Source organism: [Bacteroides] pectinophilus (assembly GCA_025146925.1).
Taxonomy (GTDB): Bacteria; Bacillota; Clostridia; order Lachnospirales; family Lachnospiraceae; genus Bacteroides_F; species Bacteroides_F pectinophilus.
Genome location: CP102260.1, coordinates 1,761,639 through 1,778,625 on the forward strand (window position 1 = coordinate 1,761,639; position 16,987 = coordinate 1,778,625).

19 protein-coding genes are annotated in these 16,987 nt (G+C 42.2%); all 19 read right to left on the reverse strand.

Going from position 1 to position 16,987, the window contains the following annotated elements; translation table 11 throughout:
* Positions 1-10: 10 nt before the first annotated feature.
* Positions 11-1,153: a 1-deoxy-D-xylulose-5-phosphate reductoisomerase gene (locus tag NQ488_08250; protein UWN94580.1), complete on the reverse strand. Its 1,143-nt coding sequence runs from the start codon at positions 1,151-1,153 to the stop codon at positions 11-13.
* Between the two features lie 16 nt (positions 1,154-1,169).
* Entirely contained in the window at positions 1,170-1,964 is a 795-nt protein-coding gene (locus tag NQ488_08255) for a phosphatidate cytidylyltransferase (protein ID UWN94581.1), read from the reverse strand.
* 32 nt (positions 1,965-1,996) lie between these two features.
* Positions 1,997-2,737, reverse strand: coding sequence for an isoprenyl transferase (locus tag NQ488_08260; GenBank protein ID UWN94582.1), 741 nt, complete (start codon positions 2,735-2,737; stop codon positions 1,997-1,999).
* A 90-nt stretch (positions 2,738-2,827) separates the two neighbouring features.
* Entirely contained in the window at positions 2,828-3,379 is a 552-nt protein-coding gene (frr, locus tag NQ488_08265) for a ribosome recycling factor (protein UWN94583.1), read from the reverse strand.
* Positions 3,380-3,439: 60 nt separating this feature from the next.
* Positions 3,440-4,144, reverse strand: coding sequence for a UMP kinase (gene pyrH, locus NQ488_08270; GenBank protein UWN94584.1), 705 nt, complete (start codon positions 4,142-4,144; stop codon positions 3,440-3,442).
* 23 nt (positions 4,145-4,167) lie between these two features.
* Positions 4,168-5,136: a polysaccharide deacetylase gene (locus tag NQ488_08275; protein ID UWN94585.1), complete on the reverse strand. Its 969-nt coding sequence runs from the start codon at positions 5,134-5,136 to the stop codon at positions 4,168-4,170.
* Positions 5,137-5,351: 215 nt separating this feature from the next.
* Complete coding sequence (gene tsf / locus NQ488_08280) at positions 5,352-6,440, reverse strand: translation elongation factor Ts (protein ID UWN94586.1); 1,089 nt, start codon at positions 6,438-6,440, stop codon at positions 5,352-5,354.
* A 111-nt stretch (positions 6,441-6,551) separates the two neighbouring features.
* The gene (gene rpsB, locus NQ488_08285; GenBank protein ID UWN94587.1) at positions 6,552-7,286 is read right to left on the reverse strand and encodes a 30S ribosomal protein S2; all 735 of its coding nucleotides are present in this window, start codon (positions 7,284-7,286) and stop codon (positions 6,552-6,554) included.
* 181 nt (positions 7,287-7,467) lie between these two features.
* Positions 7,468-7,950: a hypothetical protein gene (locus NQ488_08290; protein ID UWN94588.1), complete on the reverse strand. Its 483-nt coding sequence runs from the start codon at positions 7,948-7,950 to the stop codon at positions 7,468-7,470.
* A 59-nt stretch (positions 7,951-8,009) separates the two neighbouring features.
* Positions 8,010-8,876, reverse strand: coding sequence for a DUF6115 domain-containing protein (locus tag NQ488_08295; protein UWN94589.1), 867 nt, complete (start codon positions 8,874-8,876; stop codon positions 8,010-8,012).
* A 47-nt stretch (positions 8,877-8,923) separates the two neighbouring features.
* On the reverse strand, positions 8,924-9,241 hold the full coding sequence (locus NQ488_08300; protein UWN94590.1) for a hypothetical protein: 318 nt from the start codon (positions 9,239-9,241) through the stop codon (positions 8,924-8,926).
* Positions 9,242-9,256: 15 nt separating this feature from the next.
* Complete coding sequence (locus tag NQ488_08305; protein UWN94591.1) at positions 9,257-10,858, reverse strand: FapA family protein; 1,602 nt, start codon at positions 10,856-10,858, stop codon at positions 9,257-9,259.
* A 34-nt stretch (positions 10,859-10,892) separates the two neighbouring features.
* Positions 10,893-11,657 carry a FliA/WhiG family RNA polymerase sigma factor gene (locus NQ488_08310; GenBank protein ID UWN94592.1) on the reverse strand — a complete coding sequence of 255 codons (765 nt, stop codon included), beginning with the start codon at positions 11,655-11,657 and terminating at the stop codon, positions 10,893-10,895.
* Positions 11,658-11,677: 20 nt separating this feature from the next.
* Entirely contained in the window at positions 11,678-11,977 is a 300-nt protein-coding gene (locus NQ488_08315) for a hypothetical protein (GenBank protein UWN94593.1), read from the reverse strand.
* Positions 11,974-12,459, reverse strand: a complete 486-nt coding sequence (locus NQ488_08320; GenBank protein ID UWN94594.1) for a chemotaxis protein CheD — start codon at positions 12,457-12,459, stop codon at positions 11,974-11,976. The genes NQ488_08315 and NQ488_08320 overlap by 4 nt, the downstream gene beginning before the upstream one ends.
* Before the next feature lie 49 nt (positions 12,460-12,508).
* Positions 12,509-13,132, reverse strand: coding sequence for a chemotaxis protein CheC (locus NQ488_08325; protein UWN94595.1), 624 nt, complete (start codon positions 13,130-13,132; stop codon positions 12,509-12,511).
* Positions 13,133-13,174: 42 nt separating this feature from the next.
* Positions 13,175-13,651 carry a chemotaxis protein CheW gene (locus NQ488_08330; protein ID UWN94596.1) on the reverse strand — a complete coding sequence of 159 codons (477 nt, stop codon included), beginning with the start codon at positions 13,649-13,651 and terminating at the stop codon, positions 13,175-13,177.
* Positions 13,652-13,705: 54 nt separating this feature from the next.
* Complete coding sequence (locus NQ488_08335; protein UWN94597.1) at positions 13,706-15,799, reverse strand: chemotaxis protein CheA; 2,094 nt, start codon at positions 15,797-15,799, stop codon at positions 13,706-13,708.
* Position 15,800: 1 nt separating this feature from the next.
* Complete coding sequence (locus NQ488_08340) at positions 15,801-16,985, reverse strand: chemotaxis response regulator protein-glutamate methylesterase (GenBank protein ID UWN94598.1); 1,185 nt, start codon at positions 16,983-16,985, stop codon at positions 15,801-15,803.
* Positions 16,986-16,987 lie beyond the last annotated feature (2 nt).

Genomic DNA, 16,987 nt, shown 5'->3' on the forward strand with positions numbered 1-16,987 from the left:
GCCTTTATTGTTAATACCTGCTTCTGATAAGTTCATATGCTGTCTGTTCTGTCTCAAGTATCCTGTCAACATCCGGATTATCTGTATAATGTGTCTCATTCATGACATATTCAATAATCTCAGGTATCTGAAGATAGCTTATCCTGCGGTCAAGGAACATTGCAACTGCCATCTCGTTAGCTGCATTAAGCGCTGTAGGGATATTGCCGCCCTTTCTTGCAGCTTCATATGCAAGTGCAAGCCCTCTGAACTTATCAAAATCCGGCTTCTGGAATGTAATCTGTCCAAGCTCATAAAAGTCCAGCCTCTTAGTATCAAGCGGCTTTCTGTGCGGATAATAAAGTGCATACTGTATTGGAAGTCTCATATCAGGACTTCCCAGCTGAGCCATAATACCGCCATCGACAAACTGGACCATTGAATGAATTACACTCTGTGGCTGGATAATCACCTGAACACGGTCAGCCGGTACATTGAACAGCCACTGCGCTTCCATAACTTCAAGTCCTTTGTTCACCATTGTTGATGAATCTATCGTTATCTTACGCCCCATAGCCCAGTTGGGATGTTTCAATGCATCCTCAACTTTCACATTCTTCAGCTGTTCCTTAGTATAGTTGCGGAAAGGTCCGCCTGATGCAGTCAATAGTATCTTATCAATCTCTGCATGGTATTCTCCGTTAAGTGACTGGAATATTGCTGAATGCTCGCTGTCAACAGGGTATATATTTATATTATATTCCTTTGCAAGCGGCATTATTATATGACCTGCCGTAACGAGTGTCTCTTTGTTGGCAAGTGCAATATCTTTGCCTGCCTTTATTGCTGCTATTGTAGGAACAATTCCCATCATTCCGACCACTGCCGTTACTACTGTCTGTGCTTCGGGATATACTGCCGCTTCAGTAAGTCCCTCCATGCCGTATACTATCTTAACATCAAGGTCTGCAATGCTTACTGCAAGCTCCTTTGCAAGCTGCTCATCTGCCACGCTTACAAGCTTCGGTCCAAACTCCCTTATCTGGGCTTCCAGTTCCTTTATTCTTCTGCCGGCAGCCAATGCAACTATCTCAATGTCGTTATTCCTGCGGACAACGTCAAGTGTCTGTGTTCCTATTGACCCTGTAGATCCAAGTACCGAAATCTTTTTCACTTCTGTCTCCAATCCGTCATCTGACTATAAAATACAGCACCCAGTATACTATAGGTGCGGTAAATATCACACTGTCATATCTGTCAAGTATTCCGCCGTGTCCCGGTATAAGCCTGCCGTAATCCTTAATATCTTTATTGCGCTTTATTGCTGATGCCGCAAGGTCTCCGAATATCGAGATTGTAGCGCCTATTGCCGATGCAGCCGTGAACGCTGCCATGTAATCGGCTCCCGTAAGATATTTAACAAGTACTCCGAATAATGCCCCGAGCACTGCAGCTCCTGCGATACCGCCAACCGCTCCCTCATAGGACTTCTTAGGTGACAGCTTCGGTGTCATCTTATGCTTTCCGAATGCAACTCCGGCAAGGTAAGCAAATGAATCACTGCCCCATGAGCATATGAATATAAGCCATGCAAGATACTCTCCGTCAGGGAGCTGACGTGTAAGATATATATATGAAATCATAACCGCAACATATATAACGCCAAAATATCCCTTTGCAATATCTTCAATTGTGTACTTTGGAAATGTTGCAACATATGCAATCATCATTGCTATTGCCGTTGCAGTAAGTACAAGTATTCCAAAGCATTCGTCCGTCATGAGCAAAGATACATAATAAGCCGTTGCTCCTACATAGCCTATAATCCCCGGAAGCTTTTTATTGATACCGAGTACACGATAATATTCCATCATTCCCACAAGTGAGATGAATATACATATTCCATACAGATACCATCCTCCGATTATAAGCGAAGAGCCTGTAATCAGCAGAAGTACTATCCCACTCAAAATTCTAACTAACATATTATATATGCAGACATAATGCAGTTATACACTTATGCCTGCTCCTCCTTTACACCGCCAAATCTTCTCTCACGCTTATTATATTTTTCAATAGCCTTTATCATTTCTTTTTCATTAAAATCAGGCCATAATACCGATGTAAAGTAAAACTCTGTATACGCAAGCTGCCATGGAAGGAAATTAGACAGTCTTTCTTCCCCACTTGTCCTTATAAGCAGATCAGGATCGGGAAGCTCCCGTGTATCAAGGTGCTGTGCAATCATCTGCTCGGTAATGTCATCCGGCTTAACTTTTCCTGCGGCTACCTCGTCAGCAATTGACTTAACTGCCCTTCTTATCTCATCTCTTCCGCCATAATTAATTGCAATTGTAAAATTAAGTCCTGTATTATTCTTTGTCTTCTCTTCAAGGTTATGGATACTGTCAAGAATATCCTGACTCAATCCGTCAGGTCTTCCTATTACCCTGCATCGTACATTATTCTTCATTGACTTGGCAACACAGTCCACAAGATATGTCCTTAATATCTTCATCAATGTATCCACTTCATCCTTAGAACGGTTCCAGTTCTCTGTCGAGAATGCATATACAGTAAAATACTTTACGCCCATATCATCAACCACATGAAGCATGTCCTCAACAACCTTGCTTCCCTGATAATGTCCATATGTGCGCGGCATAAGTCTCTTTTTAGCCCATCTTCCGTTGCCATCAAGTATTACTGCCACATGTTCTGGCACACGCAGTCCGAGCTTCTCGTTAAATGTATCCAAATGTTCTCCTCCATACCAATATGTAACGCAATATGTAACGATACGAGGTCCGGGCGGGCCTCGTATCATCATATCTCATGACAGTATTGCTTATACTGTCATAACTTCCTTTATCTTATCATCCACGCACTTATCAACCTCAGTTATATACTTATCTGTAATCTTCTGAATGCTGTCCTCTGCGTCCTTTAACTCATCCTCTGAAATCTCATTGGCCTTATTCTGCTTCTTAAATACATCGTTAGCGTCTCTTCTTACATTGCGGATTGCTACTTTGGCATTCTCGCCCTTCTTCTTAACATCCTTGGAAAGTTCCTTACGTCTGTCCTCTGTAAGTTCAGGAAATACAAGTCTGATTACCTTACCATCATTATTAGGTGTAAGTCCAAGATCAGATACAATTATAGCCTTCTCAATCTCCTTAATAAGGCTTGCATCCCATGGCTGAATCTGTATAATTCTTGCCTCAGGTACTGATATATTGGCTACCTGCTGAAGCGGAGTCGGTGTATTATAATAATCCACACGAATCTTATCAAGGATATGCGGGTTGGCTCTTCCCGCACGGATTGTCTTATAATCCTCAAGTAATGCCTCAACTGACTTCTTCATCTTATCTTCATATATTGCTATATCGCTCATCTTAATTCTCCTGTCTTTTTATTATTATAATTGTAAATTACTTCCGGTACCACTTTAATTCTACACTGTAACCATAGTTCCGTTGAACTTGCCGCTCATTGCGTCAACAATGCTGTTCTTCTCGTTAAGTCCGAATACCATAAGCGGAATCCTGTTCTCCATGCACATTACCGAAGCTGTCATATCTATTACACCAAGCTTCTTATCAACAACTTCCTGTATTGATATGCTGTCATACTTCTTAGCTGCCGGATTGGTCTTAGGATCACTGTCATAGACGCCATCAATAGCCTTAGCAAGAAGGATTGCATCTGCATCCATCTCTATCGCTCTGAGCGCAACACCTGTATCTGTTGAGAAATAAGGGTGTCCCGTTCCACCGGCAAAGAATACTACCATTCCTTTTGAAAAATACTTATTAGCTCTGTCCTTTGAAAAAAGCTTTGTGATACCCCCGCACTCAAAAGGTGTGAGCACATTAGTCATAATTCCTGTAGATCTGAATATCTCAGATACATATATGCAGTTCATAATTGTTGCAAGCATTCCAATCTGGTCTGCTTTCGTTCTGTCAATTGAGTCATTAGAACGTCCTCTCCAGTAATTACCTCCACCGATGACGATTCCAACCTGAATTCCCTTATCAGTTATCTCCTTTACCTGTCTTGCAATATCTTCAATCATTGCATCATCATATCCGGACTTCTGATTGCCTGTAAGCGCCTCTCCGCTAAGTTTAAGGATTACTCTTTTTAAATCTTTCATGTTCTCTTTCTCTCCATTGAAAGTTATTTTGCATCACTTATTCTGTGATGAACAGGGGTTGTCCCCTCTGTTATTGGCAGTACATTCTTACCGGTATCGCTCATATACTTAAGGATTGAATCAAGCGCATCAACAGTTGTAGTCTTCTTATTGGTATCATGCATAAGCACAACTGATGACTGCTTGCCTTCTACACCTCTTATTACGTTATCTGCAATTGTCGATGAACTGACATATGCTCTATCCGTATCTCCTGATGCGACATTCCAGTCATAATATATTATTCCCTGAGAATCGAGATATTCTATACACTCGCTCATAGGGACACTGCTTACCGTATTACTTGAGCCACCCGGGAATCTGTAATATACAGGCGTAACCCCCGTCACACTCTTCAGGTAACTTCTCAGTTGATTAACATCCTCCGTGTATGCATCATACGAGCTGTAAATCTGTGAATATACATGTGAAGCTGAATGCATCGCAAGTGTATGCCCTTCGTTAACAATTCTTTTATAACGTTCAACTGACTTCTCGTCTTCTTTCATTACAACGAAAAATGTTGCCTTTACTCCATATTCTCCCAGCTTATCAAGAATTGCATCCGTATTATCTGACGGTCCGTCATCAAACGTCAGATACACTCTTGCGCCATGGTATCTGTCTTCATCCCTGACAATATCCGATGGTCTGCTGTACTTTATATCTGATGCATCCTTAAGCGCCTGTGTATCATCGCTCTCATTATACAATGCACCATCCATTCCATCATCATCGTCCTGAGCCTCAGCCTCAGCCTGACCTGCTACGCTGCCCTGTCTTCCCGCTGCAGCCAGCTCATCAATCCGGCTCTGCATCTTATTCATTCTGTCAAACAGGATAACACACAGGACCGATGGCAGAATAATAAATACCACTGCTATTGCCATGATGAACTTCTGGAGCCTGCTGTATTTTCTATGATATACTACATAACCAACTCTGTTATCCATTATAAGCTCATCCTCTTCGTAAAGTATACCTTGATAAGTATATCACAAACAGCCCGATTATAGAAGATAAATTTGTCAAAATTTGAATCAAAAATCATGGACAATATTATTCCGGACAATAATATAAAAAGCTCTGAACCACTCCATATAATGAAATGATCCAAAGCTTTTCATTCATTCGATATTATTCCGTCTGATATATTAACTGATAAATCTTACAGACCTGCCTGTGCTGCAACTTCTGCTGCGAAGTCATCAACCTTCTTCTCAATACCTTCGCCTGTCTCAAAACGAACGAAGCCCTTGAGCTTGAAGTCAGCACCAACTTTCTTAGCAACCTGTGCAAGATAAGCTGCTACTGTCTGCTTGCCATCCTCAGCCTTAACATATACCTGGTCAAGAAGACAGATTTCCTTAAGCTGCTTAGAAACACGTCCTTCTACTAAGCCGTGGAAAATCTTATCTGATGTGATTGCATCTCTGTCAGCTAATGCAAGCTGAGCTAACTGTTCTGCAGCTTCCTTTGAGAGGAAGTTGAACAGGTACTGCATATTGCTCTTCTTCTCGTTGTAAATAGCGATATCCTCATCGCTCCAAACCTTATCTGTAACAGCCTTCTCGATTAACTTGTTAAGAATTGGCTTTGGAAGAGTTGCAGGATCATTAAGTGCGCTCTCCTGAATAATCTCTCTTAACTTAGCAAGCTCAGCATCTGACATGTCATCTCTGCTGATGTACTGTGGATTCATAGCTGCAATCTGCATTGCTACATTAGTAAGTGCTTCCTGAACCGCATCTCCTGAAGCACCGTCAGCTGCAACAATAACGCCGATTCTTCCGCCGCCATGTGTATATGAAGCTACGCAGTCACCTGAAATCTTAGCAAATCTTCTGATAGAAAGCTTCTCGCCGATTGTAAGAGTCTTCTCCTCAAGCTCTGACTTAAGACCAAGAATATCACATACATCCTCGCCGTCTCCTGCCTTCTCTACTGATGACTTAAGTGCTGTATCTGCAACGAACTGAACAAATTCCTGGAAGATAGCATTCTTAGCAACAAAGTCTGTCTCAGAGTTAACCTCTGCTACAACTGCTGTGTTACCTTCTGATGCAACTCTTGTAAGACCTTCTGCTGCGATTCTTCCGGCCTTCTTCTCTACCTTTGCTGCTCCGCTCTTTCTAAGAACATCAACAGCTGCTTCCATATCTCCATCTGCCTCTGTAAGAGCCTTCTTACACTCCATCATTCCTGCGCCTGTAGACTCTCTAAGTTCCTTAACCATTGCTGCTGTAATTGCTGCCATTGCTCTGATTACCTCCGTAATATTAAATAATTGCGTTATAACAAATAGTGCCCCAACCTGAATTCTCAGGCTGAAGCACCTTTCTAATCATAAATCAGCCTATTCTGTTAATTAAGCCTCTGTTGTCTCTTCTGCCGCATCTTCTGCAACCGGAGCTTCCTCAGCGCCCTGATTAGCCTCAATAACTGCATCAGCCATCTTAGATACGATAAGCTTTACAGCTCTGATTGCATCATCATTACCTGGGATTACATAATCAAGCTCATCCGGATCACAGTTTGTATCAACGATACCGATAAGCGGAATACCAAGTGCATGTGCTTCCTGAATACAAATTCTTTCCTTCTTAGGATCAACAACAAAGATAGCATCCGGGAGCTTCTTCATCTCCTTGATACCGCCAAGATTCTTCTGAAGCTTCTCAAGTTCCTTCTCAAGAAGAGCAACTTCCTTCTTAGGAAGAACGTCGAATGTTCCATCTTCCTTCATTGTCTCAATCTCGTGAAGCTTAGCAATTCTCTTCTGGATTGTTGTGAAGTTTGTAAGCATACCACCAAGCCATCTCTCGTTAACATAGAACATGCCGCAACGCTGTGCCTCTGTAGCGATAGCATCCTGTGCCTGCTTCTTAGTACCAACGAAAAGGATTGTGCCACCCTCAGCAGCGATATCTGATACTGCCTTGTAAGCCTCGTCAACCTTTCCTACTGACTTCTGAAGGTCGATGATGTGGATTCCGTTACGATGTGTGTAGATGTACTGCTGCATCTTAGGATTCCATCTTCTTGTCTGATGTCCAAAATGAACACCTGCCTCCAGTAACTGCTTCATTGAAATTACGCTCATAGTTTACCTCCATTGGTTAATTATCTTCCGCATCCCTCATCTTGCCATACAACCGGGGCGTAACCGGCACCTGTATGTCAATCAGACTGCGTGTTTTTTGTCACCGTCTGCCATTGTAACATAAGTGACATATCTAATGCAAGCATTTTTTGCATTAAATGTATATAACAAAATGCCTGTATTATCTTGATTTGGTTATTATTCCGGCAATCTCCTTATATGATTCATTGCCACTAAAAGAAAATGTACCGCCTGAGACCTTTCTGTCATATCCGTTATTCACAAGATACGAATTAAAATTACGCCAGTTGTCTACAATACCGGCTTTTTCAAGGAGCTGTGCAGCAGCTTCGGATGATTGTATCGTCTCAAAAGAAACTGTAATATTGCGTTCCTGCTGTCCCTGCTGTACATTGTCTGATACTGTCTCTGCTGATGATGTGTCTGCCGATATTACATCCGCTGATGTTACATCCGCTGATGCTGCGTCCGCCGATGTTGCATCCGCCGATGCTGCATCTCCATACGCCTGTGTTGTCCTCTGGTTATTAAGAATAGCTTCTATCGCTGATGTAGGCTGGACAGATGAAGGTTGTGCAGCATTTTCCGAAGCCGTCTTGCTGCCTCTTAAAGAATTAGATATTGTAACTATTATCAACGTCACAACTATTCCTGTACCCAATCCCCGTAAATAATATTTAAAATTCACTTTTTTACCGCTTTCTACTTTGTACTTTTATATAAATCTATCACAAGCCTTACCTCTCCGATTCCGAGATTGAGCTCTTTTGCTATCTGCCGGCTGTCCATTCCGGATTCATACATGCTGAGTATCTCATCATTTCTGTTAAGTCCATGTGTCCCGTTATCATGCATCCCATTATCCTGTGCCGAAACAGTCTGTATGTTCTGCTGTATGTTCTGCTGCATGTCCTGTCCTAACATCTGTGACACAGCCATAAGTTCCTGTGGCGAAACCATATCCATGCCGTCATTGATATCTGCACCGCCGGTTCCATATGAATCATTTTCCTGTGAATCATCATATTCTGATGTTACAGGCATACCTATCTCCCTGACAATCTCCGGGGTCATGCTTCTGAATTCATGTTCAGACCTGCGCTGCGACTTATCTCCTGACTTATCTGCGTATGCATTATCCTCTTCGGGATTCGCAGCTGCAGATGTGACCTCTGCCTGAATCTTCTCAACCTGCTTCTTCGTTACATTGACATCTTTTACTGTAGACTTGACTTCTTTTGCTTTGTCATTAAGCATATCATAGAGAAATACAGCTTCATTATGATTACGGTTTATCTCTCCAAGTATGTTGTCCGCATATTCATTCATCTCAAGAATCTTTGTGTTGGATATCTTATCGAGTGAAACTTCTGTCTTCTCTGATGCATTCAGCATCTCTTCATCTATTATGTCAGTTACCTGTCTTCTTATATCTTCCTTCTGCTCTTCTGTAAGATTTGCATCATAATCCTTATCGTCTGTGTTTTTTTTCTTGGAGTCACCCATTATAAAGCTTACTGCAACACAGATTATTCCACACAAAAGCAGTACTACCTCAAACGCTGTCACAATATAATTCCTTCCCGGTCACTAATAAACCGGCTGCCCGGGTGTCATCAAACTGACACATCGAACAGCCCCTTAAAATCCGGATCATCCGGCATAACACTTTCATGCCCGTCCTTTTTCTTCACCTTGACCTTACCATCATGCTGATACTCATTTTTGCCTTTTTCTTTGGCATCATATTTTTGGTTCTGATTCTCTATATCAGCTTTTCTTACAACCTGTTCTGATGTCTGCTGTACTTCCTTTGCAAGCTGATTCTGAAAATTAACCTGGTCATTCATCGGTTTGTTATTCTCATTCTGCTTAATCTGCGATACATCAGCCATTCGCTGCATAGAAACAATATCAACCGGACGTACTGCCATATATGACCACCTTCCTTACATTCCTGATGACTTGATATCTCCATCCTTCTTAATGAACTGACAAAAGTCATATTTCTCGCGAAGGAAAATATACTGGTCGCCAAACATTACCTTTGTTCCAATATTAGCAGTCCTTGATACTTTGATTCTCGCACTTGCATCCTCGCTTATCATATTGCGGCATTCTTCAAGCTCTTTTTTATCATCGCTTAACTGTTTCTCAAGCATAAGCATGTTACGCATTGTCTTTTGCTGAAGTGCCTGCTTCTCAGCATCAAGTCCGCCTTCAATATCCTGCTTCTTGCGAAGTGCCGTCACAAGCTGTCCAAGCTGTATCTTCTGCTTTCCAAGCTGCTCCAGTTCATTCTTAAGCACATCTATGCGCTTCTTCACCGTAGGATCCACACCGACACCAACTACCGTTGCAGTTCCCATATCATTGCCGATTGTCTTGCAGTCTATAAGCACTCTTGACTTAACGTCACCTCCGACAATAAGCCCGTTACGTCCCTGAACAACAATAGGTCCTTTGGCTATTACCTTACTGTGAAGAATTGAATCTGTCTCAATCTTGCCGCCTGCTGAAACCATATTGGCGCTCTCAATAAACTTTGATACAATATCGCCGCCTGCGGTAAGCATCGCTCTTCCGCCGCCCTGTACACCTCTCATAAGGGTTATATTACCGCCTGCGGTAAGATTAGCACCTTCAACAAGTCCGTTAACTGTAATATCTCCTGATGCATTGACACTGAATCCTGTTATTACATTACCCTTTATTATTACATTACCGCTGTAATTAATATCTCCAGTTGAATTATCAACATTAACGAGTTCAAGCTCATTCGATACAAATACTTTGTCATTCTCAAGAGTTACATGTCCGCTTACCTCAGATATAAGAAAGCGCTTATCTTCTGAAACCTTAAGGTTACGTCCATACTGGAATACTGCTCTCTTGACCTTCTTTGGCGATACCGGCTGTCCGACAACATCATATCCGGGAGTACCATAATCTTCCGGAAAAAGTTCTGCAACAACATCCCCTGCATTAATATGATTAACATTGTCCAGTGAATGAAAATCAACCGTACCGTCATCATTCATCTTAGGCTTTGCAGATGTTACCGTATTGAACTTATACTCAATCCTGCCATCATGGCCATCAACCGGCTGCTGTCCTCTTGCAATTGTATACGGGACAAAATATTCGCGTTCCTCAATAAACCTGTTTATCTCATCATCAAGTATTCCCATCTTGACACCTGATGCTGCGAGGTCATCCTTAATACCCTCAGCCGTAAGCTCATGTTCGCCCTCAAACGGAGGATAGAACACCGCTTCAACTTCCATCTTATCCCTTGATATATTATAGCTTCCGAATTCACCATTAGGCACCGGTGACTTATCGTATATAAGCATCCTTACTTTGTCTTTGCCACCGTCAAATGCCATCTTTGCTTTGAGTACATCTATATAATCCGATATACCTTTCTGCGCAGCATATGAAATAAGATCCTCTACCTCTGCCTTCCTTCCACCCGGCTGCGGAGGATATACAGTTATCATAAGTCCATCCTTAGTTGATGCAAGTTGAAAATATCCATTCGTATGCATATAAGCACCTCCCTCTAACTTCATCCCATGTGGGTCAGATCAATATATTAAGATATGGTCCTAACTTTGACTTCATCTTAAGCAAAGCCTTTGTATGTAATTGTGATACTCTCGATTCAGACACATCAAGCACAAGACTTATTTCCTTGAGTGTCATCTCTTCATAATAATATAGTGTTACAACACTTCTCTCTTTATCTGTCAGCAGAGATATTGCTTCCACTATCATTTTTTTGAGTTCTTCTTTTTCAACAACATCCTCAGGCTGGTCAAACCTTGCATTTGTAACAGAATCCATCTTTGCTTCGGTTCCCTGAGTCTCCGTATATTCATCCAGTGAAATCAGGTTTGTTGCCTTAGTCTTCCCCTGCCAGTCATTAAACTCATCAAGTGTTATTCCAAGCTCTTGTGCAAGCTCCTCATCTGTTGCCACACTGCCTTTCTGTGCTTCTATCTTCGACATAGCGGCATCTATTTTCTTCTGTTTTTGTCTTAATGAACGTGGAATCCAGTCCATCTTTCTTATCTGATCAAGAATCGCTCCCCTGATTCTCAGGCTTGCATAAGTCTCAAACTTAACATTCTTGTTACAGTCAAATTTATCAATTGCGTCTATCAGTCCAAATATACCATAACCGCAGAGATCATCATACTCCACGCTATACCCCAGATACATTCCGAGACGCCCTGCCACAAGCTTAACCAGCTGCGAATATTCAATTATAAGCTGATCACGCAAAGCAGTGCTTCTTGTTCTGCTATACTCGCTCCACAGCTTGTTTCTTGCTGCCTCATCCATTGAATACCACCCATTGTCTATTAATTATCTGATTGCTGTCCTTCTTCACTGCCATCCGCATTCTGAACACCTTCGTCAGCTGCTGCGGTCTCATCTTCCTCATCCCCTGAAGCATCGGCTTCATCAGCATCTCTGCCTTCCACAAAATGCATAATCACTGCCCTGATTATAAGTCCGATTGTGAAAAATACGGTCATAACGGCAATCAGCACCCATAACATCTTATTAAGCGGATACCTGCATAATGTCGTTATAACACATGTTATAAACCCCGCAAGAAGTGTTACTATTGCAGGGAGATTGCGCCATTTCATTTTCATATAACTTTGACTCCCTTACCGACAGCCTTAATCTTATAATCTCCTGTCTCTGAATAGAACTCAACGGTACGTCCATAGTCAAGTCCCGTATCCTGTGCAAGAATCCTTATATTTCTTGCTGCAAGTTCTTTTTTCGCAGCCTCGGCATTGCGGTCACCAACACACAATATCTCTGACATTCCCGACGTAGCGAACATCTTAGCTCCACCTGCGATTTTGGCAACAAGGCGGTTTTTGTTTGCACCCATGGATACCATAAGTGTAATCAGGTCTTCAATGCCTGTATCTGCAAACTTTGCCCTGTTAGAATTGTTTCTTATCTGAGTGCTGTCCGGCAGCATAAAATGCAAAAGTCCGCTGACTTTTGTCACCGGATCATACAGTGCAACGCCTATGCATGAACCAAGTCCAAGTGTAGTCAGAGCATCCGGACACTTACATGCTTTCAGGTCACCCATACCAACCTTAATCATATTTCCCATCTTTACACATCCTCATCAGACCTTATTATGATACCACAATGCACCCGGCCTAAAGGCCAAGTGCACCAAGTATTTTATCGTAGGACTCGAGTTCAGGTATCATAAGGAAATATCCATTAATGCAGCCATTCTCGCCAAGCTGTGACTGGATAAATAACAGCTTGTCTCCAAGTTTGCCAAACTCGATAGCCGGTACACTAAGCAGTGCTCCCACCATATCAATAGACATGCTTGGCACCGATGTTTCTATAGTAAGATTAGTCAGTTTTGACAATGCAACCAGATATGCACCTGAGATAATATTACCTATCTCGCTAAGCGCTGACATATCCATCTCACTGAATTCATCACTGTCATTGTCATCCGTTATAGGTCTTCCCATAAGCATATCAACAAGGTTATGTGCCGATCTCATATTGAAGAAAAACATCATCATTCCATCAACATCGCCGCTCATCTGAAGAAGCATGCCTACGACCTGCTCCTCCTCAGAACCAATAAAATCTGCAAGTTGTGAGAACGGAACAAGTTCTACTTTAGGCACCGACATGTCGACCTTCATATTGACCATCTGTGCAAGTGCTGTAGTTGCATTGCCTGCTCCTATATTGCCTATCTCTTTAAGAACATCATATTGCATGTCATTCAATTCATCAAGATTAATCTTGCTCACCTAGCTAGTCACCCCCAAGCTGTCTCTGTAGTCCGGTTAATATCAGCCTTCCTTCTCCACTATAACGCCTACTATATCAAGGAGCGAAACAAGCTCACCCTTATACTTGCCTATGCCGCAGATATAACCATTAGCTTCCTCACTCTTCTCATGAGGTCCCTTCTCTATATCTGTAGACTCAAGTGTAATTACTTCATTAACCTGATCAACTATAATACCTATTGTGGCATTCTCAAGCTTTATTATGATTATTCTTGTCTTATCCGTGAATACATCGGGCTCAAGTCCAAGCCTTACTCTTATGCTCATTACAGGAATAATCTCACCACGCAGGTTAATTACACCGTTATAGTACTTCTGTGTCTTAGGCACACGTGTAATTCTCTGGCTCTTAACGATATTATCAATATACTGTATGTCTATTCCATACTGCTCATTGCCGACTTTGACAACTATGTACTGGACAGCTGTCTCGTCTGCTTCATTCCTGTTATTGTCAATGACCTTTAACTCTCCCATTATTAAACCTCCAATTCAATGCATATTTGCAGTTAAAATATCATGTTCAAAATCTTATACAAGTGTATTAGCATCAATTATAAGTGCTACAGAACCATCACCAAGGATTGTTGCACCACTGATCATCTTATTGATGTTGATATACTTGCCAAGTGATTTAATAACGATTTCAAGCTGTCCGATAAGACTGTCAACAACAAGACCTGCCTGCTTGTCTCCCTTGCTTACTATTACTACTGTAATATTCTCTGATTCCTCCGGCTCACCCGGTACATCAAGAAGCTCTCTGAGACGTACAAGCGGAATTACATTGCCTCTTAAGTTAATTACTTCCTTAGCATGAACATACTTAATCTCGCTTACAGGAATATCTTCGATTGTCTGAATAGAATCAAGTGATATTGCATACTTTTCATCGCCAAGCTTAACCATGAGTGCCTGAATAATTGCAAGTGTAAGCGGCAGATGAATAATAAATGTACTGCCTACGCCGTATGTAGTCTTTACTTCAACAGCACCGCCAAGTGCCTCAATCTTAGACTTAACAACATCAAGACCAACTCCACGTCCTGATACGTCGGTAATCTTATCTGAAGTAGAGAAGCTTGGCCTGAACAGAAGATCTATTATCTCCTTCTCGGTCATCATCTCAGCCTGCTCTTCCGTGATGTTGCCCTTCTCTATAGCCTTTGCCTTAACCTTCTCAACATCAATACCATTACCGTCATCACCTACTTCGATGACTACATTATTACCATCCTGATAAGCATTCAGGAAAATAGAACCAACTTCCGGCTTGCCTCTCTCAGCACGCACCTCTGCGCTCTCAAGTCCATGGTCTGCTGAGTTACGGAGAAGATGCATGAGCGGATCTCCAATCTCATCAATAACTGTACGGTCAAGCTCGGTCTCCTCACCTGTCATGTACAGCTCCATCTTCTTATTAAGCTTCTTGGAAAGATCTCTTATCATTCTCGGGAACTTACTTACAACGCTCTCAATAGGCATCATACGTACCTTCATAACTGATTCATGAAGGTTAGTTGTTACTCTCTCAAGATACTCTATCTGCTCATGGAAGCCCTGGTTAGCCGCATTGCCTTCTTCGTCTGATGCGCTGGCAACAAGACCATTCTTTGCTATAATAAGCTCACTGACAAGGTTCATAAGTACATCAAGCTTTTCAATATCAACACGCACTGAACGTCCTACAGGCTTAACTCCCGGCTTTGCCGATGCAGCCTGTGCAGGCTTCTTAGCCGCTGATGGTGCAGGCTTCTTCTCTGCGGAATCCTGTGCCGGCGCTTCATTCTTATGCTCTTCCTTTGATGCTTCAGCTGGCGCATTATCGTCTTCTGTCTTAAGAGGTTCTTTAATCTCTGTAAGCACAGCATCCTTAATCTCCGATACATTCTTTATGATATCGAGTATCTTGGAAGCTTCTTCCTCTGTAACAAACACAATGCTGAAATCAAAGTCAAACTTCTCATCCTCTATGTCCTGCACTGAAGGCATTGATTTGATTACATCTCCGTGTCCTTCAAGATTCTTAAATACAAGGAATGCCCTTGCAGCCTTAAGGATACAGTTAGGGTCAACATATACATGGATATTACATACATGCATTCCCTTCTTAAGAGCCTCATTAACAGCATTCTTTTCAAAATCAGCAAGTGATACATCTGTTATTGTTTCATCTGTTCCGCCTTCCGGCTTAGCTTCCTCCTGCGGTTTTTCTTCTTTAGGCTGTGCATTCTCTTGACCTTCATTAGCAAGGAAATCATTCAGTTCCTTGATAATAGGTTCATTGTCATCTGTTCCTTCATCCTGCGTATTACGGATGTTGTCAACATATGACTCAAGTGCATCAAGGCACTGGAACAATACGTCAACAAGCTTGCTGTTAACCTTCATCTTGTCATTACGTATCTCTGAGAATACATTCTCCATATTGTGTGTAAGATTCTGCATTCTCTTGTATCCCATAGTACCTGCCATTCCCTTAAGGGAATGTGCTGCACGGAATATCTCATTAATAGTGTCTTTGTTCTCAGGTTCCTTCTCCAGTACCATAAGCTCATCACTTAATGTCTGTAAATGTTCATTTGATTCATCAATAAAAATCTCAAGATATTGGCTTACGTCCATTTTACAATACCCCCACGTTCTTAGTTATTGCATCTGCTATCTGGTTAAGCGGTACCACTTCATCAGTCAGTCCCGCCTGTGCTAATGCCTTTGGCATACCATACACAACACACGACTGCTCGTCCTGTCCTATTACATGTATAGGTCTTCCGGCATCCTTAAGGTTCTTGATTCCTTTTGTTCCGTCGGCTCCCATTCCTGTGAGCACAACACATGTAATCTCATCAAATCTGCTCTTTGTAAGTGAGTCATACATTATATTGGCACATGGCCTCAATCCCTCAACCGGATCCTCATCAGACAATCTGATTACATAATCTGTGCCTTTTGAATCTACTCTTATATGTCGTCCGCCGGGTGCTATATATACCCAGCCCTTACGAATCACATCGCCTTCTTCCGCTTCCTTAACCGTCACATGACTGAGCTCATTAAGTCTCTGTGCAAGTGAACTGGTAAATCCTTTTGGCATATGCTGCACAAGTACAACTCCCGCATCCAGATTCTCCGGAAGATATGGGATTACCTGCTGCAGTGACTTTGGTCCGCCTGTTGAACATGCAAGTGCTACAAGCTTCTTACGTCCGCTCTTAACACCCTTTGCCCTGCCTTCATCCGGTCTGATTACCGAATCCGGTGTACCTACTCTTGATGTAGCAGGTGAAGTTGCAATTCTTGAAGCCGGTCTGGATGCTCCCGATACTGTAGTTCCTGCCGGCTGGTGAATCGTAGTCCTTACCGGTCTTGCAGGAGCCTGTGCTGCTTTTGCAGCCGATGGTCTGCTGCTCGTTGCTGCATCAAGCATTGCATGTATCTGATTCCTGAATGCTTCTCCCTTGGTCTCAAAATAATTCTCAGGCTTGGTAACAAAATCAAATGCACCATATTCAAGTGCCTGAATTGTCTCTTTTGCGCCTTCCTTAGCGACCGTACTTACAACAATCACAGTCTGTTCAATATGATTGTTATGAAGTTCTCTCAGGAGCTCTATGCCATTCATTCTCGGCATATTAATATCCATTATGATTGCATCATAAAGACTTGGATTGGAAACAATCTTCTCAAAGCCCTCAACTCCATCGCGTGCTATATCTGCGACCTCATAATCACCGCCTGAATTAATTATATCAGATATAACCCTTCTCATGAGTGCAGAGTCATCGATTAATAATATTTTTTTTGCCATAC